The organism is Microcoleus sp. PH2017_08_TRC_O_A (assembly GCF_020738665.1).
Taxonomy (GTDB): domain Bacteria; phylum Cyanobacteriota; class Cyanobacteriia; order Cyanobacteriales; family Microcoleaceae; genus Microcoleus.
This window is the reverse complement of record NZ_JAEQCE010000081.1, coordinates 1-24,510: the sequence shown is the minus strand read 5'-3', so window position 1 is coordinate 24,510 and position 24,510 is coordinate 1. Positions and strand designations below refer to the sequence as shown.

The 24,510-nt window shown below is 43.8% G+C and carries 29 protein-coding genes; 17 read left to right on the top strand and 12 right to left on the bottom strand.

Features of this window, described 5'->3' with window-relative positions; all coding sequences use genetic code 11:
- Positions 1 to 157: 157 nt before the first annotated feature.
- Complete coding sequence (locus JGK22_RS24835; RefSeq protein WP_293313997.1) at positions 158 to 1,690, bottom strand: NB-ARC domain-containing protein; 1,533 nt, start codon at positions 1,688 to 1,690, stop codon at positions 158 to 160.
- A gap of 215 nt (positions 1,691 to 1,905) precedes the next feature.
- Between JGK22_RS24835 and JGK22_RS24830 the strand changes: the two genes are divergently transcribed.
- The 3 genes from JGK22_RS24830 (at position 1,906) to JGK22_RS24820 (ending at position 3,426) form a co-directional block, all read left to right on the top strand.
- Positions 1,906 to 2,649: a calcium-binding protein gene (locus JGK22_RS24830; protein WP_293196868.1), complete on the top strand. Its 744-nt coding sequence runs from the start codon at positions 1,906 to 1,908 to the stop codon at positions 2,647 to 2,649.
- 343 nt (positions 2,650 to 2,992) lie between these two features.
- Complete coding sequence (locus tag JGK22_RS24825) at positions 2,993 to 3,205, top strand: type II toxin-antitoxin system HicB family antitoxin (RefSeq protein ID WP_293196867.1); 213 nt, start codon at positions 2,993 to 2,995, stop codon at positions 3,203 to 3,205.
- A gap of 29 nt (positions 3,206 to 3,234) precedes the next feature.
- On the top strand, positions 3,235 to 3,426 hold the full coding sequence (locus JGK22_RS24820; RefSeq protein WP_293196889.1) for a type II toxin-antitoxin system HicA family toxin: 192 nt from the start codon (positions 3,235 to 3,237) through the stop codon (positions 3,424 to 3,426).
- Positions 3,427 to 3,944: 518 nt separating this feature from the next.
- Here the strand turns inward: JGK22_RS24820 and JGK22_RS24815 are convergent.
- Together JGK22_RS24815 and JGK22_RS24810 are read right to left on the bottom strand one after the other, a co-directional pair.
- Complete coding sequence (locus JGK22_RS24815) at positions 3,945 to 5,123, bottom strand: M20 family metallopeptidase (protein ID WP_293313995.1); 1,179 nt, start codon at positions 5,121 to 5,123, stop codon at positions 3,945 to 3,947.
- Positions 5,124 to 5,363: 240 nt separating this feature from the next.
- Positions 5,364 to 5,597, bottom strand: a complete 234-nt coding sequence (locus JGK22_RS24810) for a helix-turn-helix transcriptional regulator (RefSeq protein ID WP_293196865.1) — start codon at positions 5,595 to 5,597, stop codon at positions 5,364 to 5,366.
- Positions 5,598 to 5,811: 214 nt separating this feature from the next.
- Between JGK22_RS24810 and JGK22_RS24805 the strand changes: the two genes are divergently transcribed.
- The 3 genes from JGK22_RS24805 to JGK22_RS24795 all read left to right on the top strand — a co-directional run bounded on the left by JGK22_RS24805 (position 5,812) and on the right by JGK22_RS24795 (position 6,698).
- On the top strand, positions 5,812 to 6,039 hold the full coding sequence (locus JGK22_RS24805; protein WP_293177229.1) for a hypothetical protein: 228 nt from the start codon (positions 5,812 to 5,814) through the stop codon (positions 6,037 to 6,039).
- Positions 6,040 to 6,180: 141 nt separating this feature from the next.
- Complete coding sequence (locus JGK22_RS24800; protein WP_293205288.1) at positions 6,181 to 6,531, top strand: hypothetical protein; 351 nt, start codon at positions 6,181 to 6,183, stop codon at positions 6,529 to 6,531.
- Positions 6,528 to 6,698, top strand: a complete 171-nt coding sequence (locus JGK22_RS24795; protein WP_293205290.1) for a hypothetical protein — start codon at positions 6,528 to 6,530, stop codon at positions 6,696 to 6,698. Before JGK22_RS24800 ends, JGK22_RS24795 begins: the two co-directional genes overlap by 4 nt.
- 16 nt (positions 6,699 to 6,714) lie before the next feature.
- Here JGK22_RS24795 and JGK22_RS24790 read toward each other — a convergent pair whose 3' ends face one another.
- Together JGK22_RS24790 and JGK22_RS24785 are read right to left on the bottom strand one after the other, a co-directional pair.
- Positions 6,715 to 7,242, bottom strand: a complete 528-nt coding sequence (locus tag JGK22_RS24790) for a hypothetical protein (protein ID WP_293205293.1) — start codon at positions 7,240 to 7,242, stop codon at positions 6,715 to 6,717.
- A 27-nt stretch (positions 7,243 to 7,269) separates the two neighbouring features.
- The gene (locus JGK22_RS24785; protein WP_293205296.1) at positions 7,270 to 7,716 is read right to left on the bottom strand and encodes a hypothetical protein; all 447 of its coding nucleotides are present in this window, start codon (positions 7,714 to 7,716) and stop codon (positions 7,270 to 7,272) included.
- A 390-nt stretch (positions 7,717 to 8,106) separates the two neighbouring features.
- Between JGK22_RS24785 and JGK22_RS24780 the strand changes: the two genes are divergently transcribed.
- A complete protein-coding gene (locus tag JGK22_RS24780) occupies positions 8,107 to 8,430 on the top strand; it encodes a hypothetical protein (RefSeq protein ID WP_293230118.1) in 324 nt (107 codons plus the stop codon).
- Between the two features lie 68 nt (positions 8,431 to 8,498).
- Here the strand turns inward: JGK22_RS24780 and JGK22_RS24775 are convergent, their stop codons facing one another.
- From JGK22_RS24775 to JGK22_RS24755, 5 genes are all read right to left on the bottom strand, one after another.
- Positions 8,499 to 9,035 carry a hypothetical protein gene (locus JGK22_RS24775; protein WP_293205301.1) on the bottom strand — a complete coding sequence of 179 codons (537 nt, stop codon included), beginning with the start codon at positions 9,033 to 9,035 and terminating at the stop codon, positions 8,499 to 8,501.
- Entirely contained in the window at positions 9,036 to 9,233 is a 198-nt protein-coding gene (locus JGK22_RS24770) for a hypothetical protein (RefSeq protein ID WP_293205304.1), read from the bottom strand.
- A gap of 146 nt (positions 9,234 to 9,379) precedes the next feature.
- Complete coding sequence (aspS, locus tag JGK22_RS24765) at positions 9,380 to 11,167, bottom strand: aspartate--tRNA ligase (RefSeq protein ID WP_293212116.1); 1,788 nt, start codon at positions 11,165 to 11,167, stop codon at positions 9,380 to 9,382.
- 73 nt (positions 11,168 to 11,240) lie between these two features.
- Positions 11,241 to 11,414 carry a hypothetical protein gene (locus JGK22_RS24760; protein WP_293177239.1) on the bottom strand — a complete coding sequence of 58 codons (174 nt, stop codon included), beginning with the start codon at positions 11,412 to 11,414 and terminating at the stop codon, positions 11,241 to 11,243.
- Between the two features lie 938 nt (positions 11,415 to 12,352).
- Positions 12,353 to 13,996 (bottom strand): trypsin-like peptidase domain-containing protein, encoded by a 1,644-nt coding sequence (locus tag JGK22_RS24755; protein ID WP_293313993.1) that lies wholly within the window; start codon positions 13,994 to 13,996, stop codon positions 12,353 to 12,355.
- A 446-nt stretch (positions 13,997 to 14,442) separates the two neighbouring features.
- On the opposite strand from JGK22_RS24755, the gene JGK22_RS24750 reads away from it, so the two are divergent.
- Positions 14,443 to 14,790, top strand: a complete 348-nt coding sequence (locus JGK22_RS24750; RefSeq protein ID WP_293313992.1) for a DUF2442 domain-containing protein — start codon at positions 14,443 to 14,445, stop codon at positions 14,788 to 14,790.
- Between the two features lie 107 nt (positions 14,791 to 14,897).
- On the opposite strand, the gene JGK22_RS24745 is transcribed toward JGK22_RS24750, so the two are convergent.
- Complete coding sequence (locus JGK22_RS24745; RefSeq protein ID WP_293190457.1) at positions 14,898 to 15,596, bottom strand: pirin family protein; 699 nt, start codon at positions 15,594 to 15,596, stop codon at positions 14,898 to 14,900.
- A gap of 138 nt (positions 15,597 to 15,734) precedes the next feature.
- On the opposite strand from JGK22_RS24745, the gene JGK22_RS24740 reads away from it, so the two are divergent.
- Together JGK22_RS24740 and JGK22_RS24735 are read left to right on the top strand one after the other, a co-directional pair.
- Positions 15,735 to 16,067, top strand: coding sequence for a helix-turn-helix domain-containing protein (locus JGK22_RS24740; protein WP_293177247.1), 333 nt, complete (start codon positions 15,735 to 15,737; stop codon positions 16,065 to 16,067).
- 271 nt (positions 16,068 to 16,338) lie between these two features.
- A complete protein-coding gene (locus tag JGK22_RS24735) occupies positions 16,339 to 16,737 on the top strand; it encodes a DUF4112 domain-containing protein (RefSeq protein ID WP_293190456.1) in 399 nt (132 codons plus the stop codon).
- 378 nt (positions 16,738 to 17,115) lie between these two features.
- On the opposite strand, the gene JGK22_RS24730 is transcribed toward JGK22_RS24735, so the two are convergent.
- The gene (locus JGK22_RS24730; protein ID WP_293313990.1) at positions 17,116 to 18,141 is read right to left on the bottom strand and encodes a low specificity L-threonine aldolase; all 1,026 of its coding nucleotides are present in this window, start codon (positions 18,139 to 18,141) and stop codon (positions 17,116 to 17,118) included.
- A 79-nt stretch (positions 18,142 to 18,220) separates the two neighbouring features.
- Between JGK22_RS24730 and JGK22_RS24725 the strand changes: the two genes are divergently transcribed.
- The 7 genes from JGK22_RS24725 to JGK22_RS24695 all read left to right on the top strand — a co-directional run bounded on the left by JGK22_RS24725 (position 18,221) and on the right by JGK22_RS24695 (position 24,477).
- On the top strand, positions 18,221 to 18,433 hold the full coding sequence (locus JGK22_RS24725; protein WP_293177253.1) for a DUF2997 domain-containing protein: 213 nt from the start codon (positions 18,221 to 18,223) through the stop codon (positions 18,431 to 18,433).
- 11 nt (positions 18,434 to 18,444) lie between these two features.
- Entirely contained in the window at positions 18,445 to 19,227 is a 783-nt protein-coding gene (locus JGK22_RS24720; RefSeq protein ID WP_293205317.1) for an XRE family transcriptional regulator, read from the top strand.
- Between the two features lie 20 nt (positions 19,228 to 19,247).
- Positions 19,248 to 20,867 (top strand): Hsp70 family protein, encoded by a 1,620-nt coding sequence (locus tag JGK22_RS24715; RefSeq protein WP_293277041.1) that lies wholly within the window; start codon positions 19,248 to 19,250, stop codon positions 20,865 to 20,867.
- 109 nt (positions 20,868 to 20,976) lie between these two features.
- The gene (locus tag JGK22_RS24710; protein WP_293205322.1) at positions 20,977 to 21,840 is read left to right on the top strand and encodes a bifunctional class I SAM-dependent methyltransferase/HIT family protein; all 864 of its coding nucleotides are present in this window, start codon (positions 20,977 to 20,979) and stop codon (positions 21,838 to 21,840) included.
- Positions 21,841 to 22,013: 173 nt separating this feature from the next.
- The gene (locus JGK22_RS24705) at positions 22,014 to 22,583 is read left to right on the top strand and encodes a hypothetical protein (protein ID WP_293177261.1); all 570 of its coding nucleotides are present in this window, start codon (positions 22,014 to 22,016) and stop codon (positions 22,581 to 22,583) included.
- A 169-nt stretch (positions 22,584 to 22,752) separates the two neighbouring features.
- Complete coding sequence (locus tag JGK22_RS24700; protein ID WP_293177263.1) at positions 22,753 to 23,934, top strand: DUF262 domain-containing protein; 1,182 nt, start codon at positions 22,753 to 22,755, stop codon at positions 23,932 to 23,934.
- Positions 23,935 to 23,940: 6 nt separating this feature from the next.
- Positions 23,941 to 24,477, top strand: coding sequence for an MAE_28990/MAE_18760 family HEPN-like nuclease (locus JGK22_RS24695; RefSeq protein ID WP_293205325.1), 537 nt, complete (start codon positions 23,941 to 23,943; stop codon positions 24,475 to 24,477).
- Positions 24,478 to 24,510: the final 33 nt, after the last annotated feature.

Here is a 24,510-nt window from a genome sequence, read left to right as displayed (position 1 = left end):
TCTCGCCACTAAACACAAAATTTCGTAGAAACCCGGTTTCTAGCCTCCCATAAAAATAGTTGTGTCCTCAGAAACCGGGTTTCTGCGTAGATTTCTCGCTACTAAACACAAAATTTCGTAGAAACCCGGTTTCTAGCCTCCCATGAGAAGCCTGAAACTATCCAACCTTTAGGAACTGGTTTTTCACATACTCCATCAATACAGGCTGGAGTGTGAAAAGCGTTTTCTCACCTTGTTTCACTTTTTCAATTAATAAACGCCGTCTCAAGGATTGCACAGCTTGTAATAAGGCTGATGGGGATAATTCCAGATTGGCTGAAAATTTGGATATTTCAACTGGTGTGGCTTCACGAGCTAACCAGGATATCACTTGTTTTTCTGAGTCAAATAGGCGATCGCACTGCTGGTGCAGCAGAGATTCTAAATCACCTAAAAATAGGGTATCATAGGAGAGAAACTCGGAAACGCTGCCGCCGAATAAATCTTGAATCATAGTTGCAACTATATTTAACCATAAGGGATTGCCTCGGTAAAGGTCAATCAGTTGTGACCATTTCTCCTCTTCTGCTAATCTTTTCTCTCTGAATATTTCCCGTGCTTCCGCGCCCAAACCGTTGAGTTGCAGCGATTTACAAGGACGATTTTCGCCTTCTAGGGCCGCAATTTCTCTGGGCTTTTCCCAACTCAGGAGGATTAGGCAACTGTTGTGGGATGATGCTGCTAATTCTTTGAAGAATGTGCCGTAATTTTCATAGCCTGGTTGGTAATTGCCTGCGAGTTGTCCGCTGCTGAAAATTGTTTGTATGTCATCAAGGATGATGAGACAGCGGGATGAACGCAAATGCTCAATAAGTGATGGCAATTTAATTTCTTGTTGCTGCGAAACGAATTGAATTAAGTTTGTTTGCAGGGTTTGCAGGGGTGGAGAATTGCGGAGACTGCGGTAAATAATATAGTCAAATTCATGTTGAACTTCTGGGATTAGTTGGAGAGTTAGTGACGTTTTGCCAATGCCAGATAAGCCGTATATGGTGATGAGACGGGTGCGGCTTTCCCAAATCCACTGCTTGAGGGTGGTGAGTTCAGATGTGGGGTTATAGAATAAGTTGGGTTCTGGTGCATCGGATAAGTCTAGTCGTTTTTTAGGCTGAGTATTGCTACAGGTCACCTGATTCTGCTTTTCTAACTTTGCTGTTTCTAAGGATTGAAGATAGTTCCCACAAACCAGAGCTATTTCATTCTCTTGTAGGGGCGGTGTCCCCGTGCCTGCCCGAGCTCTCAAACACATACAAAATGTAGACAAATAGGGTCGGCGTAGGGACACTACCCCTACAAAATTATCGTTTTCTTGAGAATGAAACAGCCCTATTCCCAAAACACTGGAATTATCATTTTGTGCAGAATATTTTCCAATTTTTGATTCAACTATGGATAATTGCAATCTTTCCACTGTATATCCAAAGTTAGATTGATTGATGTCTTCACCTAATATCTCTGATAAAAGCTTCCATAATTGTGCTGCGACTTTCTTGACATGAGCTTCGCTACGGTGGCAGTTTGTGGCAATTTCCGGGTATTTCTGGCGTTGCCAAGTACCGCGCAGTATACCTTCTTGTAGGTGATTGAGGTGTTTGCCTGTCTTAGTGAATAGGATTTGGTCAGCTATTTTTAAGACTTCTTGAATGTCCATAGGTCGAGTCGAGGTTTGGGTTTTGCCTATTGCAATCCTACCTTATCCTACTATTTGATATTTCAGCCACTAAATCCTACTTTATGCGACTGAGATCGATCGGGATAGGTAAAAGAATCCCTACTAAATCCTATTGATTTGACTTGATTTCAGTATTTTTTTCACATATGCTAAGAATTCAGGACGAAATAAATTTCAGGAATTTCTAAGAAGTCATGGCTAACATCGATATTGCAAATACTCCTAATGCACAAGGCACAGAGGGTGATGATGTCATTCGTGATACTGATGGGGGCCGCAGAACGCTGGGCTTGGGGGGTAATGATAGGATCTTTGGCAGGGGTGGCAATGATGAACTGTTCGGGAATCTGGGGCGTGACTCACTAGATGGTGAGGGCGGGTTTGATACCCTCTACGGTGGTAAAGATGCAGATTCTCTTGACGGTGGACTTGACGATGACATTTTGTTTGGGAATGCGGGCACTGATACTGTTAGGGGTGGAAGTGGCAACGATCAAATATTTGGGGGGCGTGATAACGACTGGCTATTGGGTGGCGACGGCGAGGACATTTTATCTGGAGATTTAGGTTTTGATGTTCTGACTGGAGGATCTGGACGAGACAGGTTTATCATTCAAGATGAAGTGGCTACTAATACAGTAGATTTTCTGAACGATTTCTTCCCTGGGGAAGACAAAATTGTACTTCCAAAAGGTCTGACATTTGCTGACATCGAAGTCCTGACATTTCAAGCTGCTGGGTTGAATCCAGTTTTTGTGGAGAGGCAGTTTGAACCCTCGCCGTCTCCATTCAATGCCATCTCTAGTGGTAGCGATCTAAATCTAGCTCTACGAGTTAAATCAACTAATCGAATTATTGGACTTTTGGATCGAAATCCAACTTCTGGTGTTCGTCTAACAGCAGCGAGCTTGACAGCAGCGGACTTTATCAGCAGTTGAGGATTCTGCTATGCTGGCCGGTAGCCTGTCGCTATCGGAAATAAGCTGGGAGGGTGAAAACCGCTGCGATTTATCGAGGGGTTGAAACCTGACTCAACGGGTTTTAGCCTAATGAAAGGGGCGATTCGGCGAAGACAAATAGGCTGTGACGCATCGCATTTTTTGATGATAGAGCGATCGCCTTTCAATTTAAAAATAACCACAAGGCGATCGCCCTTACATCCCAATTTGTCAAAAAGTGCGATCGCCCATCTTCCCCCCCTATACTTGTAAAAACTATTCATCCGAGATACACTAGGTAATAGAAAGCAAGCAACCTTAGATGATGGAAGCGAAAACCATAATGAAAACCCAAAGCTTCACCGCCATCATTTACAAAGAAGAAGATATGTATATTGCCGAATGTCCAGAAGTGGGCACAGTTGACCAAGGCGAAACCATAGAAGAAGCGATCGCCAACCTCAAAGCAGCTACAAGGCTCTATCTCGAAGAGTGTCCTTTACCCGACGAAATCACTCCCAGGTTTGTAACTAGCATAGAGGTTAGCTATGCCTAGATTGCCCAGAATATCAAGTAAGCGAAGTAATTCGCGTACTAGAACGTCTAGGCTTTTATCAAGCTAGGCAAACGGGTAGCCATGTTGTCCTCAAAAAAGCTCTCCCCGATGGAGAAATTGTTTGCGTTGTGCCACTCCACCGCGAGCTAAAAATTGGTACACTTAGCGGTGTTCTAAAGCAAGCAAAGGTCACACCTGATGAGTTTATAGCGAGTTTATAAGAGCTAAACTCATCATCATAATTCGCATCGCGATTGCGAATTGAAAATTTTTCATTCTGAGTTTGCAGGTACTTGAAGGAAAATCCCAAGCCTTCGGGCGATTTCGGTTGAGAAGGGAAAATTTTAGACTGAGGTTTCTTCTTTGACACGAGTCGAATAATATTTTTTCTGGGTCATGGCTAGCATTTCTTAGCGGTGACTTAAATAATTATAGTAGATAGTTTTACAAGATTCGTAATTAAAGTTATAGTATAAAGCTCTTCATTACCTGAAAGAATTGGTTTAAAGCCGGAACCCCGATCGGGAGAAATCGCGACACACCCTACAGCTATAGCAGTTGACAGTTACAGAGTACGGCAATCAAACCGTTTATGCTGTAGGTTCTTGTCTCCATTCATCAGGTCATTTATGCCCTCACCGATGTGGCGGTTGCTATACAGTAAATATTGGGTAAGGTGTGTCGCTATTAGATTGTCGCTATTCGTTGAGGAATTGTCGATCGCGACACACCCTACAACTTATTTTTGTTTCCAATATTGACAAGCAGCATAGGCCAAAGTGACAGCGCCGGTCACAATCGCGGCTTCATCCACCTCAAACTGCGGGTGATGGAGGGGATAGTTAGGTTTATCAGTCAGTCCCACTCCCAAGCGAAACATCGTTCCCGGTGCGTGTTCTAGATACATCGAAAAATCTTCCGCGCCGAGGGATGGTTCTGGTAAAATCTGAACGCGCGATCGCCCTAAAGCTTCCAAAGCCGCACATTCGACCAATTGCGTCAGTTTAGGATCGTTTTGGACTCCGGGCACGCCGCGCTTGTAGGTGAGTTCGTACTTAGCGCCGTAAGTCGCGCAGACACTCGACACAATTTGTTCGATCCAAGCTGGTAGTTTTTCGTGGGTTTCTGGATGCAGCGATCGCACCGTGCCCAATAATTTTACTCGATCGGCAATCACATTTGGCGCTCGTCCGCCGCTAATTTGCCCGATCGTCAAAACCACAGGCCTCAACGGATTTTGTGTGCGACTAATCGCCTGCTGCAAAGTAGTAATAATCTGAGAAGCAATCCAAATTGCATCGATCGCCTCGTGGGGACGCGCACCGTGGCCAGATTCGCCCATCACAATCAATTCTAGGTCATCTGCCGCCGCCGTCAGTGCCCCGTGGCGAATGCCGATCGCACCGCCGGGAATCGTCGGAAAAACGTGCACTCCGAGGATGCCCTCAACATCTTTCATCGCGCCATCTGCAATCATCCAGCGCGCGCCTTGGGCTATCTCCTCTGCTGGCTGAAACAAGAAGCGGACGTGACCAGGTAGTTTTTCTTCCAACTGAGCTAATATCATCGCCGCGCCCAAACCGACGGTGGTGTGGATGTCGTGGCCGCAAGCGTGCATGACTCCTGGGTTTTTCGAGGCAAATTCTAAGTTGGTGCGTTCTTGCATCGGTAAAGCGTCCATATCGGTGCGAATTGCCAGCCACCGGGACTCGTTGCTATTGCCTTTGAGTTCGCCGATGACGCCGGTTTTGCCGATTCCTTCAGTGGCGCGAACTCCACTAGATGCCAAAACTCCGGCTACATAGGCCGCTGTTTGATGTTCTTGGCCACTGAGTTCGGGGTGCGAGTGGATGTGGCGGCGAATTTCGATTAAGCGGGGGGCGAGGCTGGTTGCTAGTTCTTGGATGCGGGGAAGCATGAATTTTGTTGGGGAGTGCGTTAATTAACTAAGGTAACGCATATGCTTGGCTGTGACACTGAGATTTGTTTTTATTAACCGCAGAGGGCGCAGAGGGCGCAGAGAAAAGAGGGGAAAGAGAGTTAGTTAGAGATGGGAAATAATTGTGTCTTTATTATTCATCTCTCTCTTCTCTTCCTCCGTGTTCTCTGTGTCCTCTGCGGTTTAATAATAATTTTGAAATAACAGTAAACAACGATGTCATTTTTCGCGATCGGGCTCGTCCTCTTCATATACCATTAAATCCCCCGGCTGACAATTCAGTGCTCTGCACAAAGCGCTGAGGGTTGCTTCGTCGATTCGGGTGAGTCGGCGACGGGTTTTGATTTTCGACACAGATGTGGGGTGCATCCCAATTAAAGTAGCCAATTCTTTATTGCTGATATTGCGATCGGCCATCACAACTGCCAATTTCCAACGAATCACTGCTGACACTCAACTGCTGGCCATGATATTGCAAGCTGATGTTACCATTCTGCAACCTTCAATTTCCCTTAGATTGCCGTAACGACAATATATATTGTCGTTACGCTTGACAAGCGGCAGCGATTGAACTAGACTCAGGATGTACAAACGGAAAAGCGATCGCCCCCTGGCCTGGAAAACTTAAGGGCGATCGCAATTCCACTATTCGTGTAATTCAAACCCTATGATATCACAGCCAAAGTCCGTTCCCGAACTGCTTCGAGAAGAAATTCCTGATGTACCTCAAGGCAAAAAACCGATTCGTTTGTTGTTGTGTGGCGTTCCCAAAGGGGTAGACAGCATTGTTAATCTGCTGCACGTTTTGGGTTTTGCACAAGTTGGAGAGTGGAGTCCGCCTGTACCGTCGCCTCTAGCGGGTGAGGTGATTCGGATTTTAACTCGTTACTGGTAAGAATGATTGTGGAGGTCGATCGCACTTTTTGCGTTAAGTGCGATCGGTCTTTGTGTTTTATTAAAGGGCGATCGCCATTTGTCAAGCTGAAATCGCTTCTTTTTTTTGACAAAGACTATAATCAATAGTAAGTCGTATCATATGTCAATTCCATCAGAAATAACCGTTCTAGTTGAGCGTATAAAGCAGGAGCTAACTCAAATTGAGCAGGAAGCAGGTGAGGGACTAAATATTTGTAGAGCTATCCTAGGGAGCTTTCCAAACAATTTTACCGTGATTCAGATTTCGGGATTTTTAAACACCTGTATATTTTTCGCAAACACATCGAAAACACAGATTCAGGAACGCATAGAGTATCTCTCGGCAGTTGAAGTCCTGACAAATGATAGAATAGAAGAGGTGGGGGAAGACTTGGCAATGGAGCTAGGCCGAGTGCTGGAAACTAAAATAAGAGTTAGTAGTATTAAAGCCCGTTTGGAGAATTTACAATGACACAAAAAGAACTCGATGACAAGGAATTGCTAGAAATTTTGGAATTAGCAAAAGACACCGAACAGAAAGCTAGAGAAATGTGTCAAATGATCTCGGCTAATACCGCTAAATACCAAAAATGGTCGGAAGCTAAAGCTAAACAAGCCGAAAAACAGAAGCAACTCTAATGAGTAAAAAGTATATTCAACTCACAGCCAGAAGCTCATTCAGCTTATTTTTTAACTCTGGGGATGCCATTAATGGATTATAGACTTCCCCCTCGTATGGTTGCCAAACATAACTAGGACTAAATGGTCGGAAAACTGGTAATGTTTCTACCCCATGAATAAGTTCCTTTGCTAAAACTAATCCAGGAATAGATAAATTAGATAAATCCTCCATAAGTTCACTATAGGTTCTGAATTCATCAACTTCAACCCCAACCAAAGCATAGCGAAACCAAGGAGCAAACCGTAGAGCTAGATAAAATAAAATACCTAACTCTGTCATCAAATAAGCACTTTCAGGGCTATCTATTCCCACTTCACTAATATTATTGGGATAAACCCGACACCACCAGTTTCCATCCATATCTTGAAAAGTATCTGTTCGACATAGACATTGGCGATTATTTGACAGCATCCATTCTATGCCCTCAAAGTGTTGAGCAAATTTATTAACCTTGGCTTCATCAGAGCCACACTCTGCCGATAAACTGAATATCCACGCCATTGTTATAGACTCCTATGATATATAAAGTTAATCAACTCTTTCCCAATCATTTTGGGTTTTTGCCAATGCTGCCTCATACCTTTCCAGAGACATTGTAACTCTTGGCAAAATGCTAACGTGCGTCGGGCTATCTTGGACAGCCTGCAAATCTCCCATAATGTTTATGTCATCAATTTGCCATAGGGAGTCTTTTCCAGTTCCACCAAATTTTGCAGGTCTGCGAAATGCTGGTAAACTTTCAATTGAAATAGAAACAGACATTCCCTTTGTATTCCTGACGACAACAGCAACAAGCTCTCCTCGAAACACACGTTCTGAATCTGCTAACAAATAGCCTTGCTCATTTAGATAACCTGTCGGCATTTGCTCAATATCTATGTCAATACCAGGTCTAACCCCTAATAATCTAGCACTGCGACCTATTTTAGGCTTACCATTTTGCTCCGCCATGCCACGATAGTAAAGTTTTGCCATCAGCTCATATAGCAGCAGTTTGATATCATGATATTATACCAAATCTGGCTTAAATACTTGGAGGCGGAATTAGCAGAGTCGGAGAATTCCCGTCTGAAGGAGTTGATACAAAATCCACCGACACACCTCATCCACCCCTGCAAACCTTCTTCCCCCATGACCCCGATTTACTTCAAACTGTCGTAAACTGGCTCAAAATAGTTCATTTTGAGTCCTGAGTTATCTGGCCATTCGTAAACCAAAAAAACCGGGTTTTTCGCAGTTTCTGGAAGGTGTGGCGAAGTATTCTGGAAAAAACCCGGTTTCTGATTACCCACGAACTAAACTTGGATAAATTTCTCCTGTTTTGTGATATAATTAAAACCTTAAAAAAATAGCACAAAAAAAGCTATGTCGGAAATTACTCTAGACGAAACCAAGCTTAAAGAATTACTCAAAGCAGCTATTTTTGAGTTAGTAAAAGAACACAAAGAAGTATTTTCGGAAATTGTGACAGAAGCCCTAGAAGATATAGGAATGGAAAATGCTATCAAAGAAGGCGAAAATACTCAAACAGTCAGTCGCGATCGAATCTTTAAACTTTTGAAGAGACAACACAGTAAATTAGCAGTTCTTTTGGAGTCCTTTAGAACCGATGAACTTTCCTTGGAAACCGTCGCCCAAGAAGTAGAAGCAGTTAGAAGCGAAATTCATGCCAGAAAAACCAACCATTAAAGTGATTAAGGAGTTGGCTACAACACATTATTTTAGAGGCATAAAGTGATCATCAATTTAATTTAATATCAATAACCTTCGTGAATTGATTTACATTCCCAAAAAAATCCAGGCCCAACCGTCAAAACTTGTTCTGTTGGCATGAACAATTCCCAATAAGAAAGTCCAGAATCATCTTGCAAATCTGGCTGTAAAATTAGTTGGTAATCACCCTCAAAAACTAGAGTGAGACTAATATTATGAGCATAAATCACAAAATCAATCAATTCTTTATTTTCCAATTGCTGCAAAACTTTTTTGACAGCATCTATTTCTACCTCATCTATTTCTGCATCTATATCTACTAGCAAGGAAGAGGTTAAGATGCGATCGCCTTGCTTGAAAACCCAAGGTGTTGCCCTCGTGCCAAATTTCCAACTACCTTTGGATAGATGTGCTAATTTTGGGTGAGTGTAGGCAGACATCTCACCGAAATCTAGCCGTAATTCATCCCCATAACTAAATATAACCTGATGGCAAATTTCTCCAATTATCGGTTTAGTAATGACTGAAATAATTTGCTCGATATTTGGCTTTCGATCGGCAATAGATGTTTGAATAGCCATTTAAATATCCTCTAAAAATTCTTGTGCTTTCTGGCGGAGTTGTTCATAAGTAAAATCTCCTCTACGGTTTAAAGTTCCACCATAACCATTTTTCTTTTCTTCCTCAATGAATAAACCAAAAGCAATCCTTAATTCACCTCCCATCTTAAACTCCCTAGCGATCGCATCAACCTGTTTAATATCGCGTTTTCTACCCATCAATATTATCTACTAAAATATCTTGTAAGATTTCTAAACCAAAGAAACCGGGTTTTTCGCAGTTTCTAGGAGGTGTGGCGAAGTATTCTGGAAAAAACCCGGTTTCTCGCCACCCATCCACTATTCATTGAAGGTGTTTTACATACCTATGTCTTCGGTACATAAGTCGATCGCACTTGCAACTCCTTCATCTGCTTCTCATCCACACCAGACGGCGCATTCGCCAAAATACAACGCGCTTGCTGCGTCTTCGGAAACGCAATCACATCCCGAATCGACTCCTCGCCAGCCAACAACATTACCAGGCGATCGACACCATAGGCAATTCCGCCGTGGGGAGGAGTTCCATACTCAAACGCATCCAACAAAAAGCCAAACTTATTGTAAGCTTCCTCAGTCGATAAGCCGATCGCCTCAAACACCCTTTCCTGAACATCCCGCTGGTAAATCCGCAGAGAACCACCACCGACTTCTGTGCCGTTTAACACCAAATCGTAAGCTTGAGCTCTCGCAGTCTTCAGATCGTCAATATCATCGGGATGCGGGGCTGTAAATGGGTGGTGCAATGCTTCCAAACGCTTCTCATCAGCGTTCCATTCAAACATCGGAAACTCTGTCACCCACAGCAAATTCATCTTGTCTTTGTCAATCAATCCCAATTCGTTACCGATGCACAAACGCAATCTATCCAAAGTCTTATTGACAGTTGTGACATCGGCTGCTGCAAATAACAACAAATGACCTGGTTGTGCACCAGTGCGATCGAGCAATTCCTGTTTTTGAGCCTCTGTTAAATTATCCTTAATTGCGCCGATCGTATCAATTTCACCATTCTCCCGCACCCGGATATAAGCTAATCCCTTAGCACCGGCTTCGCTGGCTTCCTTAAACAAATCGCCACCCGGTTTAATTCGCACATTAGAAATCGCATCATTCCCGCCCGGAATTGGCAAAATTTTCACAATTCCGCCCGCAGCAACTGCACCGGAAAACACCTTAAATCCCGAATCTTTCATCAAATCGGAAACATCGACTAATTCCATACCGAAGCGAGTATCTGGTTTATCGCTACCATAACGATCCATCGCTTCGGCGTAAGTCAAACGCGGGAAAGGACGAGGCAATTCCACGCCTTTCACACTTTGGAAAATATTGCAGACTAAACCTTCATTTAATTCGAGGATTTCTTCCACAGACATGAAACTCATTTCCATGTCTAATTGCGTAAATTCCGGTTGTCTGTCAGCGCGCAAATCTTCATCGCGGAAGCAGCGCGCAATCTGATAATATCTGTCTAAACCCGAAACCATCAGCAATTGTTTGAACAATTGTGGCGACTGTGGCAAAGCATACCATTCGCCCAAATTGACGCGGCTGGGAACCAAATAATCTCTCGCACCTTCGGGAGTCGATCGCGTTAAAATCGGTGTTTCAACTTCAATAAAACCGCCAACGTCTTCGAGGTGGCGACGCATAGCTTTGATCACCTGGTGACGAAGCTGCAAATTGCGACTCATGCGATCGCGCCGCAAGTCCAAATAGCGATACTTCAAGCGCAAATCTTCCCGCACGCTTTCATTATCCGCCGTCGAAACCTGAAACGGTAACTGTTTCCGCACCGCATTCAACAACTCAATCTCGTCAGCATAAATTTCTACCTCACCCGTAGGCAATTTAGGGTTGAGGGAATCGGCGGGGCGACTGGTAACTCGCCCAGTAATTCTCACCACGTATTCGCCGCGCAAAGCCTCAGCCCCGTGATACGAATCCGGCGTGCGTTGAGGATCGCTGACAATTTGCACTAAGCCCGATCGATCGCGCAAATCGAGAAAAATCACCCCGCCATGATCGCGGCGGCGATCCACCCATCCGTAGAGGGTGACAGTTTGTCCGATGTGTTCGCTTCGCAGTTCGCCGCAGTAGTAAGTTCTCATGGTTGGGGGTTATGGACTAAAAATAAAGCTTTTTAATTATGCAGTATGCCTGAACATTGTGCTGAATGCAAATTCAAGGGCGATCGCGATCGTGGTTTTGGTGTTGAGTGCAGTAGAGTGCAAGTGTCCGCCCAACCATAGCATTCTTGAAAGCTCTTCTGTTGTATTGGCTGAACCCTGAAAGCTTTAAGCCGTAACGCTTAATCCCAGTCGCACCGAAACTGCGCGCGCGATCGGCTATTGACATTACCTCTGTCCAGTTGACAGTAATATTGAGTTTGATATATTGTAACGGATTCAGGTTTATATGAAGCTATCGTAGCATTAGAGTCAGAAGGATTGCTGTGTTCAGAGCCGTTGAAAGTAAATAAACAAGCCTTATCCAAATATTTACTGCTTCTTTTGATCGGTTTACTGACCCCCCATAATTTCTTAAATTCCTTGTGAGTCACGTGGGTAATTCAAAGTATTGTCGTTTTACCAACCTATGTAACGTATTATGAGAAACTTTGATTCCAAGGAAAGTTTCTCGGGAGCATCTCAGTTTGGCATTTATAGTGCTGTCCCCGCTCGCGAGTAGAATACGCGAGCGGAGACAGCACTATAATAAAAAAATGCTTTTTGCCAAACTGAGATGCTCCCAGTTTCTCGCATCTTTTTCTGCCATTTGATAAGATTCATTGGCACTGATTAATAGATCGCATTTTTCCATGCTCGGGCTAAGGAATGAGAATTAAATAACTTACAATCTTTATTGCTCTTGTGGGATGGGCGTCCCGCCCGTCCGTCCTTTCTGGACGGGCGGAAGAGGCCATCCCACAAACTTGTGTAAATTATTTAATTTGCGCTCCTTAATTTCTGATTCTGCTGAAAAGAAAACTTGCCTATTACTGGTCTGACTTTTATAATATTGCCTGCTGTACAGATTTTTCTAGACTTTCAAAACTTTTTAGTTCCATTGCATCTATATTTAGGTGAATAATTTCTGCCACCGCTTTTAAGTGGGATTATATTGATTGCTGGTGTGCTGGTGTGATTTTAATTACCTCATGTTTTTTTGGAATTTTTACTACAAGGTTTTTCATTTGAGACATTTTTGAAGAGATTTGCATTCATTGAGATGCCTCCGTTACCTCGCTTGAATAGCCGATTCACTCCCCACTGTGCGGTTAATTAAAAAAAATCTTAACTTCTTTTCCAAATCTTAATTTCCCCCAACCAACCCGCACTCACAATAGTCTTAGCATCTGCGCTAATTCCTACAGCAGTAACATAGCCAGAATGTCCGCTCAAATTACCTCTCAATTCGCCCGATCGCACATCCCACAGTTTTACACTCTTATCCCAACTCCCAGTAACCAGTATACTCCCATCCCGACTGATTGCCAGCGACCAAACTCCATCGGTATGTCCGCTCAAACGCCGAATTAATTGACCGTTTCCGACATTCCACAACCCGACAGTACCGTTGCTGTTGCCGGCCGCCAAAGTTTTGCCATCGGGAGTAAAAGCGAGGGACAAAACAGACAAGTTCTTGCCGCCAATCGTGCGAATTGCTGCACCTGTAGCTAAATTCCACAACCTAATTGAACCATCTTTGCTGCCACTAGCTAAAGTTTGGCGATCGGGACTAATTGCAACAGCATTCACTAATCCAGAATGCCCGGTTAAAGTCCGCAGCAATGCCCCTGTTTTCGCATTCCAAATCTTAATCGTTTTGTCCCAACTGCCGCTCGCGACAAATTGAGCGTCTGGACTGACGGCAACACTCGAAACAGCGCCAGAATGCCCGCTCAAAGTGCGGACAACCGCGCCTGTTTCTAAATTCCAAATTTTTACAGTTTTGTCGTCACTGCCGCTAGCTAACACGTTTCCATCCGCACTCGATGCCAGGGCGTTTACCGCTTCCGCGTGTCCTTGCAGCGTAGTTTTTAATTGCCCGCTGGGAAAATTCCAAACAGAGATTGTGCCGTTACTATTTCCTGTGGTAAAAGCAGTGGAAGCTAGAGCAAGCGAACTGACAACTTCTGAAGGCCCTTTGAGGGTATTTGTGGTGGCAAAGGCGATCGCACTTCCGGGCTTCTGAGGCGGATTATTGACAGCAGTTTTCGGGTTTGCGGCTGTTGGCGATTGGGGAAGGACTGGTAGCGAAATAGTCGATCGCCATTTCATGATATTACTGATTTCTACTCCCGCTGCCACGATTTTATCCGAATTGTCCTCTAACCTGACAATGCCGTTAATTGCGACAACTTTTCCCGCATCGTCAAGCACTGGGCCGCCGCTCATTCCCGCCCTAACTAAGTTGTTGTATACCAAAGTATAGCCATTTAATGGAGTTTGGCGGCCGGTAAATTGACCTTCGGTAGCGATGAAAATCGGTTGTCTCAGGGAACCGCCGGATATTGGCCAGCCAGCCACATAGGCTCTTTTTCCGGGAGTTGCTGGGGAATTAGCTAATTGGGCGAGGGGGTAGCTTTGAGGGCTGCTGATGGTGACGATCGCGATATCCGCACCGGGCATTCGCCGCACCAGGCCGTATGATACAGAGTGAGCTTGACCGTCGGGAGTTACAACCTCGTAATCGCCAGGTTTATCGACTACGTGCCAGTTGGTGAGTATATAGTACGTGCTACCTTGTTTTTCTAAAATTACTCCGGAACCGCCTTTTGTGCCTTGGATCCGTACCGTGATTTGTTTGGCGACGGTTTTAACTGCGTCGGCGGTTAAGGCTAGGGCGATTGGAGGTGAGGTGAGTGGGATGAGGGCGATCGCACTTAGGGCGATCGAAGCACTCAAAATAGCCGGAATTGTTCTGCTGTAGTTCATGATTGTGTCAATTTAACATACCCACATATCAACAGACGGATTAGTTTTCCGGTTTGTGGCGCGTTGGTGGTTGGGAATGGAAGGGTGTTTGCAAGTAAGGGTTAGTAGGGTGCGTCAGCTAGAGTTTTTAGTGGATAATTGAGAGTTTAAGAACTGACGCACCTTACAGCTAGGGGGTGCGTCAGTTTATGCAATTTCAAACAAGCCTCTCAACTTCGTACTGACGCACCCTACAACTATCAACGGACGGATGGGTTTTCCGCTTTGTAACATATTTTTACACAAAATGAGAATGTAAGGTTAGTAGGGTGCGTCAGTTAGAGTTTTTAGTGGATAATTGAGAGTTTAAGAACTGACGCACCTTACAGCTAGCAGGTGCGTCAGTTTATGCAATTTCAAACAAGCCTCTCAACTTCGTACTGACGCACCCTACAACTTGACTTATAATGGTATATAGAAACTGGAACAAAGAGTTAACAGAGGAAAATCTCCGAGAGCAAATAGCCCAATCCAAGCAAACATGGAAAAGCGCTGAGGCTACAGAACCCCGTGCCGAATCCGTGCAGTATAATCAGTCGGAAGATTTAATTGTTATCAAACTCAAAAACGGTGCTATTTTCTGTTTTCCTCCGAGGCTTGCACAAGGCTTAGAAAGTGCTTCACCAGAACAACTTGCTGATGTTTGGCTGCCGCCTTCCGGTAGCAGCGTACACTGGGAAAGCTTAGATGTTGATTTTAGAATTCCCGAACTTATCGCAGGTATTTTTGGGACAAAATCTTGGATGGCTAATTAATTTCTTAGTCTCTTAGAGAGGGACTTTGTTTGTGTAGGATCGGTTTGAACCGCCGAGTGGCTCAAATCCCCGATTTTTCTAATAATTCGGGGATTTCGCCTTAAATTTTATGCTAGATCGAAGAGCAAAAACTCCGCATCTTCTGTCGCTTCAATTACCAACTCAGCCTCATCACTAACCGCCGCACCGTCACCCTTTTCTAAAGTCAAGCCGTTGAGCAAAACAGCACCGCGAGCAACTTGTATCCAAGCATGGCGATTTGGCTGCAAAACATGAGAAACCCGCGAGTTTTTATCCAAAACTGCTGCATACAAATCGACATCTTGATGCACTTTTACTGCACCATCTCTCGCATCTCGCGCCGCAACTAAGCGCAGTTTCCCGCGCCTTTCTACTACGGGAAAATCCCGCTGTTCGTAACTCGGCTCTAAGCCATTTGTATCGGGCAACAGCCAGATTTGCAGCAAATGAACTGGGTCAGTTTGTGAGGGATTGAACTCGCTGTGTTGGATGCCCGTACCTGCACTCATCCGCTGTACTTCACCGGGTTTGATTACTGCGCCGGTACCTAAACTGTCTTTGTGTTCTAACGCTCCTTCCAGTACATAGGTAATGATTTCCATGTCGCTGTGCCCGTGAGTGCCGAAACCTTTGCCGGGGTTAACGACATCCTCATTGATTACCCGCAACGACCGAAAATTCATATAATTGCGATCGTAATAGTTGGCAAAGGAAAATGTGTGATAACTGTCGAGCCAACCATGATTAGCGTGTCCTCTTGCTTCACTTTTTCTGACTGCAATCATTTTCTCAATCCTCCTTTAATTTTAGATTTTAGATTTGGCAATAACTTCGGGTATTTCTCGGATGTTTCTACTTTAAACCAAGTCAAGCTATTATGGGAAGTAGGCACTTAAAAGTGCGGTAGTTACCAAAAAGATACTATGCAAGCTAAAGCAGGAACTATTGAGCGCGCAAATTGCCCGGTAGAAAGAACTTTAGAGGTGATTGGCGGGCGCTGGAAAGTCTTAATTCTCCGGGAGCTATTTCAAGGAGTGAAGCGTTTTAATGAGCTGCAACGAGCTGTCAACGGCATTACTCAGAAGATGCTGACGCAGCAGTTGCGGGAGATGGAGTCAGATGGGATTGTTCACCGAGAAATTTACCTGCAAGTTCCGCCGAAAGTTGAATATTCGCTCACGCCTTTGGGCGAAAGTCTTAAACCGATTATTGATTCGATGCACGAATGGGGAATTAAGCATCTTAACTATAGTTAAGTTTATTGAAGCGTAGCTAATTCCCAATTTGCGATCGTCGCCGACTATATCATAAAATAACCCTTATAAAGTTTGTAGTGAGGACTTCAGTCCTCTCTGATTTGAAGAGGACTGAAGTCCTCACTACGAACCTGTTATAAAGTTCGTAGTGAGGACTTCAGTCCTCTCTGATTTGAAGAGGACTGAAGTCCTCACTACGAACCTGTCAGGGCGATATTTTTTCCGTCTTCCGACTGATGTCGTTTTTTCCAGCTAGTCCAACAATAATAATATGAACAAAATAGAGCGTCTTGCCACTCTCAACCGCATCCGCAAACTCAGCCGCCTGATGGATACCGCCATTGGCATACCCGGTACTAAATTTCGCATTGGTTTAGATCCCATTATCGGTTTAGTTCCCGGTGCTGGGGATATAGTAGATACTGCGTTTTCTGCTTACCTAATTTACTTAGCAACTCAATTCAATCTCCCCCCGAAAACTCTAGGCAAAATGATTTACAATATTAGTTTGGAAGCTGTTATTGGCTCAGTGCCTTTAGTCGGAGATATTTTCGATGCTTTTTATAAGTCAAACATGAGAAATCTGGCGCTTTTGGAAGCGCACCTCGAAGCAGAGGAACCCGAATTAGCAGCAGTTGCAGAACCTATTCATGAATCGATTAAACTCTAGGCGTCTACTTCACCAAAAATCCCAGCCAAAAACCGAAAATCTCAAAAACCTGCCCCACCCAGCGGTAAATTTACATCTACATTTTCTGCATCAAACCGTAGGGGCGGGTTCGCCAAAAATCTCATCCAACAAACAACAATCTCAAAAACCCGCCCCCACCCAACGATAAATCTAAATCTACATTTTTAGTATTTGATAGAAATTAACGTTGATGTGGGTTATTGGTTGTGTGGGGGCGGGTTTACCTAAATTTTTTGTGGGTATTAAAGATGTTTGCGAACCCGCCCCTACCGAATTATAAAAATCTGTAAGGGCGTATTCACAGAAAGATTTATCATCACGAAAAGGTTCAATAAACCCGCTCTTACAATTTAAAATTTATACAGAATAGCGTTTAACAGCTTCCACGAAAGCATTAACATCTTCTTCTTTAGTATTAAAAGCTGTTACCAGTCTAATAGTAGAGTTATCCCACCGATAAAACAGAAAACCCTCAGCTAAAACCGCTGCAATTACAGATTCGGGAAGCTGCACAAAAATCTCGTTAGCTTCGACGGGATGGCAAAACTTGACTTTCTCAACTCCGGCCAAACCTTGCGCTAATTTAGCTGCCATCTTATTGGCGTGAGTCGCATTTTTTAGCCACAAATCATCCGTTATATATGCTTCCAACTGCGCCGACAAAAACCGCATCTTTGAGAACAGATGTCCGCTGCGCTTGCGGTAAAATGGGAAAGTCTTTGCTAATTCTTGATTGAAAAATACCACAGCTTCCGCAGCCATCGCGCCGTTTTTTGTCGCTCCAAATGAGAGAATATCCACACCTGCGCGCCAAGTGATATCCGCAGGAGAACAGCCCAAACTCACAACAGCATTAGCAAAGCGAGCTCCATCCATATGCAGGTGCAAATTATGGCTGCGAACAACCTCCGAAATCTGGGCAATTTCCGCTGGATGGTAGACTGTGCCGGCTTCTGTGGCTTGCGTGATGCTGACGGCGGCGGGCTGTACGTGGTGGACTACTCCTGCACCAGCCCGATCGACTATTTCACCTAAAGTCTCTGCCTCTATCTTAGCATGATTTCCTGTTAATGTCACTAACTTTGCACCGCCCGTAAAAAACTCCGGCGCGCCGCATTCATCCAGATTAATATGAGATTGGGCGTGACAGTAAACAGCCCCGTAAGGAGGAGTCACAGTTGCCAGGGCCAAAGCATTAGCAGCAGAACCGGTTGCTACAGGAAAAACAGTCACCGGTGTCTCGAACAAATCCGAGAATTTAACTTGCAAACGCTGCGTATATTCATCATCTCCGTAAGACATCGCAGCACCGCAATTAGCCGCTGCAATCGCTGCCATAATTTCCGGCGAAACCCCGGTTGCATTGTCGCTACAAAAATTCATTTGAATAATCGGTAAACAGAATCTATAATATAACTCAACAGTCAAAACTCAACCGTCAAGCATTAAACCAAGAGGAACTATGGCAGAGTACCGCCAAATAGAATACCGCATCGGCAAAGACGGCAAAATTACTGAAACCGTCCTCAACGCCACCGGTTCGAGTTGCACCGAAACCACTGCCGGAGTTGAAAAAGCCCTGGGCCAAGTAGAATCTCAAGAGTTGTTGCCAGAATACTATGAAGGCGAAGAAAATTTGACCGCCGAACAAACTCAGACTTTAAAACAAGTTTAGAAAAATTAACAATGTTCTATCTCCTCGGTGCAACAGTTGATATAACAACAGGGCCTGCCTTCGGTATCGCGCTAGCTGTCGGGGGCATTTTTCTAATTTTAGTGTACCTTTATGCTGCATCCGAGGCCGGAGATGCGATCGACTTTAAGTACGATACAATCCTCCGGGAACGCATGAATCAGCTAGATATCGTCGATTGGCAAGACTTAGGCGAAAAAGCAGGCTTAAGTCGCTTCGGGGTGCGCCTAGTGCGGCAGGGAGACGTGGGAAAACTCACCCTAGACCAACTGCGGCGGCTGGCAACTGTGCTAAATTTGAATTTCCAGGAATTCGATCGCACTTTAAGCGCACTGCCCGTATCGGCTGCAATCACCACGAATCCCAGCGAAATCGAAGAATTTAAACAGCAGTGTTTCCGGCTGCGCGAAGAATTGCAGCAACAAAAAACTCAACTAACTACCGATTTTCGCCGCGCCACCTTTGAACAGTTGCAAACTTTGTTAACCAACTATCCCAGCGCCCGCAAAATGGCAGAAGCCAAGCCGAATATGCCCGCCAAAAATCTCTCGGCTTTGTTTACCCCCCTAGAAAATCTCTTGTCAAGTTGGGATTTTGAAACAATTGGTTCAGCTTGGGAACAAGTGACTTACAATCCGCAGTTGCACCAGCCGGATGTTGAAGATATAACAGAAGGAGAGTTAGTTTATATTCGGTTTGTCGGCTATCGGGATGGAGAGCAAATTCTTGCTCCAGCTAAAGTTAGTCGCAGCCTTCCACCGGGAATAACAAATTAAATTGAAAATCTAAAATAGACATGACTACAGTTGCAATAGACTTCGGTACCAGCAACACGGTTGTTTGCATTCTCAACCCGGATACGCAAACACCAGAAACTTTGAGATTGGGCGAAATGTCCCGCATTTTTAAGACCAAAAAATCGAACCCAGATGCCCTAGAAATACCTGTAGTTCCGACTTTAGTGTTTGTGAAAAATGCGGGAGAGTTGGTATTGGGAGAAAAAGTGCGATCGCAGCGTTTAGGACAATCCCAGCCCGATCGCTTTTTCAAAGCTTTTAAACGCGACTTGGCTGCCGATTATCAGCCCCCGGCCCGCAATATAGACGGTGAAAGCTACACGCCGGAATCAGTAGCTGAACAATTTATCAGAACTATATGGAAACAATTATATCAGCAAAACATACAACCAGATAAATTAATTTTTACAGTACCAGTCGGAGCATTTGAGCGATATCTTGATTGGTTTCGCGACTTAGCAGAATCTCTCGGAGTTGAGGAAGTTCAGCTAATAGATGAATCCACCGCCGCGGCTCTGGGATATGCCGTACAACGCCCCGGTTCTTTAGTTTTAGTAGTCGATTTTGGCGGCGGGACTTTAGACTTAAGTTTAGTCCGCACTGCTGTAATCCCCTTTGCTAAGGGAGGCAGCGAGATTTCTCCCCCCCTTGGTAAGGAAGGGCTGGGGGGGGTGCGTGCCGAAGTGTTGGCAAAATCCGATGCTTATGTCGGTGGCGAAGATATTGACATTTGGATTGTTGAAGATTATTTGCGGCAAATTGGTTCGTCACGCGCAGAAGTTGGCGGCGTGGGCTGGCAAAATTTATTAGAAATAGCAGAAAAGTTAAAAATTCAAGTGTCTCAAGTTAATGAGGCGAAGGAAAGTTGGTTTGACGATGAAAATTTTATGTCTTATGACTTGCAGTTAAACCGAGATCAACTTGAAGAAATCCTGGAATCTCGGCAGTTGTTGGAACAGTTGCGGGAAGCTTTAGATGAAGTGTTGAGCATTGCGCTGGGAAAAGGTATCGGTAAAGCAGATATCGAACAGGTTTTGCTGGTAGGAGGAACTTCTATGATTCCGGCTGTATCTAATTTAGTGGTTTCCTATTTTGGGCGACAAAAAGTTAAAACAGATAAGCCTTTTGAAGCTGTAGCCCACGGCGCTTTAGCCTTGACACAATTGGCGAGTGTTGACGATTATTTGCGCCACAGCTATGCAATTCGCCTCTGGGAACCTTATGCTAAAGCTTATACTTATTCGCCGATTTTTAGCAAGGAAATGAAGTATCCTTGTGAAAGTTCCGAAGAGTTGACGCTGCAAGTTGCCATTGAAGGTCAAAGGGAAATTAGGTTAGATATTGGAGAAGTTGCGGAGGTGTCGCAAGCGGAGGTTACTTTTAACGAAAAAGGGCAAATGACGAGCAGTTTGCTCAACAAACACAGCGATTTTCGTTCTTTGGAAAGCCACCACCAGGAGGTTTGTGTGGCGCATTTGAATCCGCCTGGGGTGTTGGGGATTGACAGGGTTTCGGTGAGTTTTGAGGTGGATGAGAAGCGGGTGTTGTTGGCTACGGTGCGGGATTTGGTGACTGGTAAGGTTTTGGTGGCGAAAGGGGCGATCGCCAAACTGCAATAATGATACAATTGTTATTAAGATAAGATTCGGCGATTGAAATCGCTTCTACACAAACAAAGTCCGCCTCCGCGGACTGAAGAATATCGATTTAAATCAAGTTTATGCTGCCATGAAGAAGCAACAAAATAAATTCAGCCACCTCACAGCAATTGAAAGAGTTTACCTGTCATTCCCGGCAAAAATTTTATTAGAGCAAAACTTGCTTCAAGGTAAAGTTTTAGATTTTGGGTGCGGCTTCGGTAGCGATGTTAAATTGTTGCAGCAAAAAGGCTTTGATATTGCAGGTTACGACTCTTATTATTTTCCTGAATTTCCCGAACATAAATTCGACACCATCATTTGCTTTTATGTTTTAAATGTCTTGTTTCCCGAAGAACAAGCGAATGTGCTGATGGAAGTGTCGCACCTATTGAAACCAGGAGGTAAAGCATATTTTGCCGTGAGAAGGGATATCAAAAAAGAAGGTTTTCGAGAACACTACGTCCACAAAAAACCTACCTATCAGTGCATTGTCAAACTTCCTTTTAAGTCACATCTCTTAAATGAGTCTTGCGAAATCTACGAATACGTGCATTACAACCATCAAAGAAATTCCACTAATAACTGCATATTCTGCAATCCGTACAAAAACCTAAATTTACTGACAGAATCAGCGACAGCCTATGCAATATTTGACGGTTATCCCGCCAGCAAAGGTCATGTTTTAATTGTTCCCAAACGTCACACTGCAAATTATTTTGAATTGCCGTTTCGAGAGCAATCGGCTTGCTGGTTTATGGCGAATAAGGTGCAAGAGATGTTAATTAAAGATTTTCATCCTGATGGTTTTAATGTGGGTATCAATATTAATAAAGATGCGGGTCAAAGTCGCAGTCACGCTGCGATTCATGTTATCCCCCGCTACAGGGGCGATGCGGATGGAAATAAAGGCGGTATTAGATATGTGATTCCTCAAGTTAAAAATAAAAATTAGGAATTTGTGAAAGATTTTTTTAACGCAGAGGCGCAGAGAACGCGGAGAGAGAAGAGATGGATTTATAATTTTTGTAAGGATTGTGATATTTGAGCAAAGGGTGAGCAAAATAGAGTTAAAATGTGTTTGCCAAGTCTCAAACTACACATTAGCAGTAATTTGGTGTTCTGTTTATGTCTAAGCGCAAAAAGCAAGAATGGCTCAAGGAAACTCTAGAGCTTAAAGAAGACCACAATTGGAAGTCAAAGCCTGGAACTCGCATCTTTGTCGCTGGAAGAGGTGCAGTCCGCTTTGATGTTCCTCAAGATTGGCATTTTGAACCGGATACAAAGTCGTTCCGGTTTACGGATAAGAAACCGCCGGATGATGATTGTTGTTTGGAGGTTTCGTTTAATTTGTTACCTCCTGGTAATTGGGGAGAATTTCCGCTGGTGCCGCTATTACAGAAAATAGTTGAAGATGATACCAGAAATCCGATCGATCCTGGGGATATTATCCAATTGAAGCGGCAAACTGCTCGGGTTGTTTGGACCCAATTTAAGTTTATCGACCCTCCCGAACAGCGGGAAGCTTATTCGAGAATCTGTATCGGATTGGGTTCTAATGTTCAGTGTTTGATTACTTTTGATTACTGGGTTGATGATGCTGAACGTTTGACTTCTGTCTGGGATACGGTGATGGATTCGTTAGTTCTGGGTTTGTTTATTAGTGACCCTCGAACGGGTTTTGCACGTCCAGATTAGAGATATGCAGGGTTGGAAGCTTCGGGTTTTGTGGCTGTGTATCCCTGAGTTCTTGAAGAAGTCGGGGATTTCAAATAATTGACGATCGCAAGTTTGATAGATTTAAGTCGATCTGCCGATCGTGAAATGCTATAATTATTAACAAGTTGTGCTTAGGGAGACTACGGAAATGCAGCTCGCACCATTTGAAAAAAAGATGTGGAAGAGTTTGCCACAAAACACACCAGATCGTGGCAGATTCGATCGCGATATCCACCAGCGCTACGACTTCAAAGAAACACCAATCGTTACCGAAATCAACCGTGAAAAGCTTCCCCGGTTTGTTGAATCATTAAAGCTTTCTAATTATATAGAAATGCGATCGTTTTACCAAAGAAGGGGTCGTTGGAATTCGACGATGAAATCCCGATTGATAGAGTCATTTATTCTCAATATTCCCGTACCCTCAATAATTCTGTACAAACAAGATTTCAAGCCTTATGAAGTCTTGGATGGTCAGCAACGAATCTCTGCTATTCAAGAGTTTTATGAAAACAAGCTCAAACTGACAGGGCTGGAAATTTTGCCTGAATTAAACGGACATACTTATAACCGACTTCCTCTAAAAATTAGAGCTAATATCGATCGACGCTCCATATCATCAATAGCAATTCTTGCCGAATTAACCTCTAATCCTGAAGCAGACAAGTTCCTCAAACAGAAAACTTTTGAACGTCTAAATACTGGCAGATTAAACTTCAGCCAACAGGAAATGAGAAACATTTTGTATGCTGGAAAGTTCAATGAACTGTTGCTAAAATTAGCGCGCCATCCCATATTTGCTGAAGCTTGGGGAATTCCGACAGATAATAACAGCGGGGAGTTAGAGAAAAACAGTATTTATGAAAACATGGAAGATGCTGAATTAGTTTTGCGTTTTTTTGCCCTAAGGAATATAGAACATTATCAACTGGAAATGCCCGATTTTTTAGATTTATATATGACAAAAACTTGGAAACTTACCAACTTCGATATAAAATTTCTGGAAGATAATTTTATAGAAACTCTTAAACTAGCACATAAAGTTTACGGAAAGTATTTATTTAAGCCGTTCGATCCTCAATCTCAAACTTGGTCTCAACAATCCAATCGCTCCTATTATGATGTGACTATGCTTGGTTTTAGCAAGCGGTTACCTGATGCCCAGAAGTTTTTTTCTAAAAAATTGCAAAATCGAGTTATTGAAGAAACAAAAAACCTCTTTAACAAACCGGAAGCTCGTTTTTTGACAGGAGGTGGAACAACTAAAGCAGAGATTCAAGAGCGGCTCGGAATATTTGACGAAATGCTTTCACAAGTTATCGGAGAGTAACTTGCGATGTTTGAGGAGATGATCGAGAAAGCTAGTGTCAAAATTTCAACCGTTCGTGCCATAATCAAGACTAATCATCGACTTAGAAGCATCGTATTTCGAGACAGTTTAAATAAACAGAAGTTGGAAGAAAATCCTGAATTTACCGCATTAATGGAGGTAATCTCTACCGAAAAGGAGTGGGAAATTTACGATCGCTCTGCTGTGGTAACTAGATTGTATGCTATTTACGAGCGCTTCGTTGAGGATTTAATTTCGGATTGGCTGCGACTTCTGCCGGATTTGGTTCCGCGCTATTCAGACTTGGAAGAAAAAATCCAAAATACCCACCGAGAGGGTATAGGGCGTTTGTTGATTGACATCAAAAAGAATAGGTTTCAACATCTTTCAGTTGAGAAAGTAGTGCAAGGATTATCCTGCGGCATTACTGACACTGGAAAATACGAGCTACTTCCTGATGCTTTTCTATTGCACGAGGGCTCTCCAGAACTTATGGTGATAATTTTATCTAATGCAAGAAACAAGCTAATACGCGATTTCTAAAATTATCAAAATTAGAAAAGCCATACCCTTGTC

Coding starts and splice junctions, on each gene's coding strand:
- JGK22_RS24780 (WP_293230118.1), top strand. CDS start 8,107: ATGTCGGAAATTACTCTAGACGAAACCAAGCTTAAAGAATTACTCAAA.
- JGK22_RS24745 (WP_293190457.1), bottom strand. CDS start 15,596: ATGATTGCAGTCAGAAAAAGTGAAGCAAGAGGACACGCTAATCATGGT.
- JGK22_RS24830 (WP_293196868.1), top strand. CDS start 1,906: ATGGCTAACATCGATATTGCAAATACTCCTAATGCACAAGGCACAGAG.
- JGK22_RS24795 (WP_293205290.1), top strand. CDS start 6,528: ATGACACAAAAAGAACTCGATGACAAGGAATTGCTAGAAATTTTGGAA.
- JGK22_RS24730 (WP_293313990.1), bottom strand. CDS start 18,141: ATGAATTTTTGTAGCGACAATGCAACCGGGGTTTCGCCGGAAATTATG.
- JGK22_RS24725 (WP_293177253.1), top strand. CDS start 18,221: ATGGCAGAGTACCGCCAAATAGAATACCGCATCGGCAAAGACGGCAAA.
- JGK22_RS24825 (WP_293196867.1), top strand. CDS start 2,993: ATGAAAACCCAAAGCTTCACCGCCATCATTTACAAAGAAGAAGATATG.
- JGK22_RS24735 (WP_293190456.1), top strand. CDS start 16,339: ATGAACAAAATAGAGCGTCTTGCCACTCTCAACCGCATCCGCAAACTC.
- JGK22_RS24705 (WP_293177261.1), top strand. CDS start 22,014: ATGTCTAAGCGCAAAAAGCAAGAATGGCTCAAGGAAACTCTAGAGCTT.
- JGK22_RS24790 (WP_293205293.1), bottom strand. CDS start 7,242: ATGGCGTGGATATTCAGTTTATCGGCAGAGTGTGGCTCTGATGAAGCC.
- JGK22_RS24720 (WP_293205317.1), top strand. CDS start 18,445: ATGTTCTATCTCCTCGGTGCAACAGTTGATATAACAACAGGGCCTGCC.
- JGK22_RS24710 (WP_293205322.1), top strand. CDS start 20,977: ATGAAGAAGCAACAAAATAAATTCAGCCACCTCACAGCAATTGAAAGA.
- JGK22_RS24800 (WP_293205288.1), top strand. CDS start 6,181: ATGTCAATTCCATCAGAAATAACCGTTCTAGTTGAGCGTATAAAGCAG.
- JGK22_RS24755 (WP_293313993.1), bottom strand. CDS start 13,996: ATGAACTACAGCAGAACAATTCCGGCTATTTTGAGTGCTTCGATCGCC.
- JGK22_RS24740 (WP_293177247.1), top strand. CDS start 15,735: ATGCAAGCTAAAGCAGGAACTATTGAGCGCGCAAATTGCCCGGTAGAA.
- JGK22_RS24700 (WP_293177263.1), top strand. CDS start 22,753: ATGCAGCTCGCACCATTTGAAAAAAAGATGTGGAAGAGTTTGCCACAA.
- JGK22_RS24760 (WP_293177239.1), bottom strand. CDS start 11,414: ATGTCAATAGCCGATCGCGCGCGCAGTTTCGGTGCGACTGGGATTAAG.
- JGK22_RS24715 (WP_293277041.1), top strand. CDS start 19,248: ATGACTACAGTTGCAATAGACTTCGGTACCAGCAACACGGTTGTTTGC.
- JGK22_RS24805 (WP_293177229.1), top strand. CDS start 5,812: ATGATATCACAGCCAAAGTCCGTTCCCGAACTGCTTCGAGAAGAAATT.
- JGK22_RS24785 (WP_293205296.1), bottom strand. CDS start 7,716: ATGGCAAAACTTTACTATCGTGGCATGGCGGAGCAAAATGGTAAGCCT.
- JGK22_RS24750 (WP_293313992.1), top strand. CDS start 14,443: ATGGTATATAGAAACTGGAACAAAGAGTTAACAGAGGAAAATCTCCGA.
- aspS (WP_293212116.1), bottom strand. CDS start 11,167: ATGAGAACTTACTACTGCGGCGAACTGCGAAGCGAACACATCGGACAA.
- JGK22_RS24835 (WP_293313997.1), bottom strand. CDS start 1,690: ATGGACATTCAAGAAGTCTTAAAAATAGCTGACCAAATCCTATTCACT.
- JGK22_RS24775 (WP_293205301.1), bottom strand. CDS start 9,035: ATGGCTATTCAAACATCTATTGCCGATCGAAAGCCAAATATCGAGCAA.
- JGK22_RS24815 (WP_293313995.1), bottom strand. CDS start 5,123: ATGCTTCCCCGCATCCAAGAACTAGCAACCAGCCTCGCCCCCCGCTTA.
- JGK22_RS24770 (WP_293205304.1), bottom strand. CDS start 9,233: ATGGGTAGAAAACGCGATATTAAACAGGTTGATGCGATCGCTAGGGAG.
- JGK22_RS24695 (WP_293205325.1), top strand. CDS start 23,941: ATGTTTGAGGAGATGATCGAGAAAGCTAGTGTCAAAATTTCAACCGTT.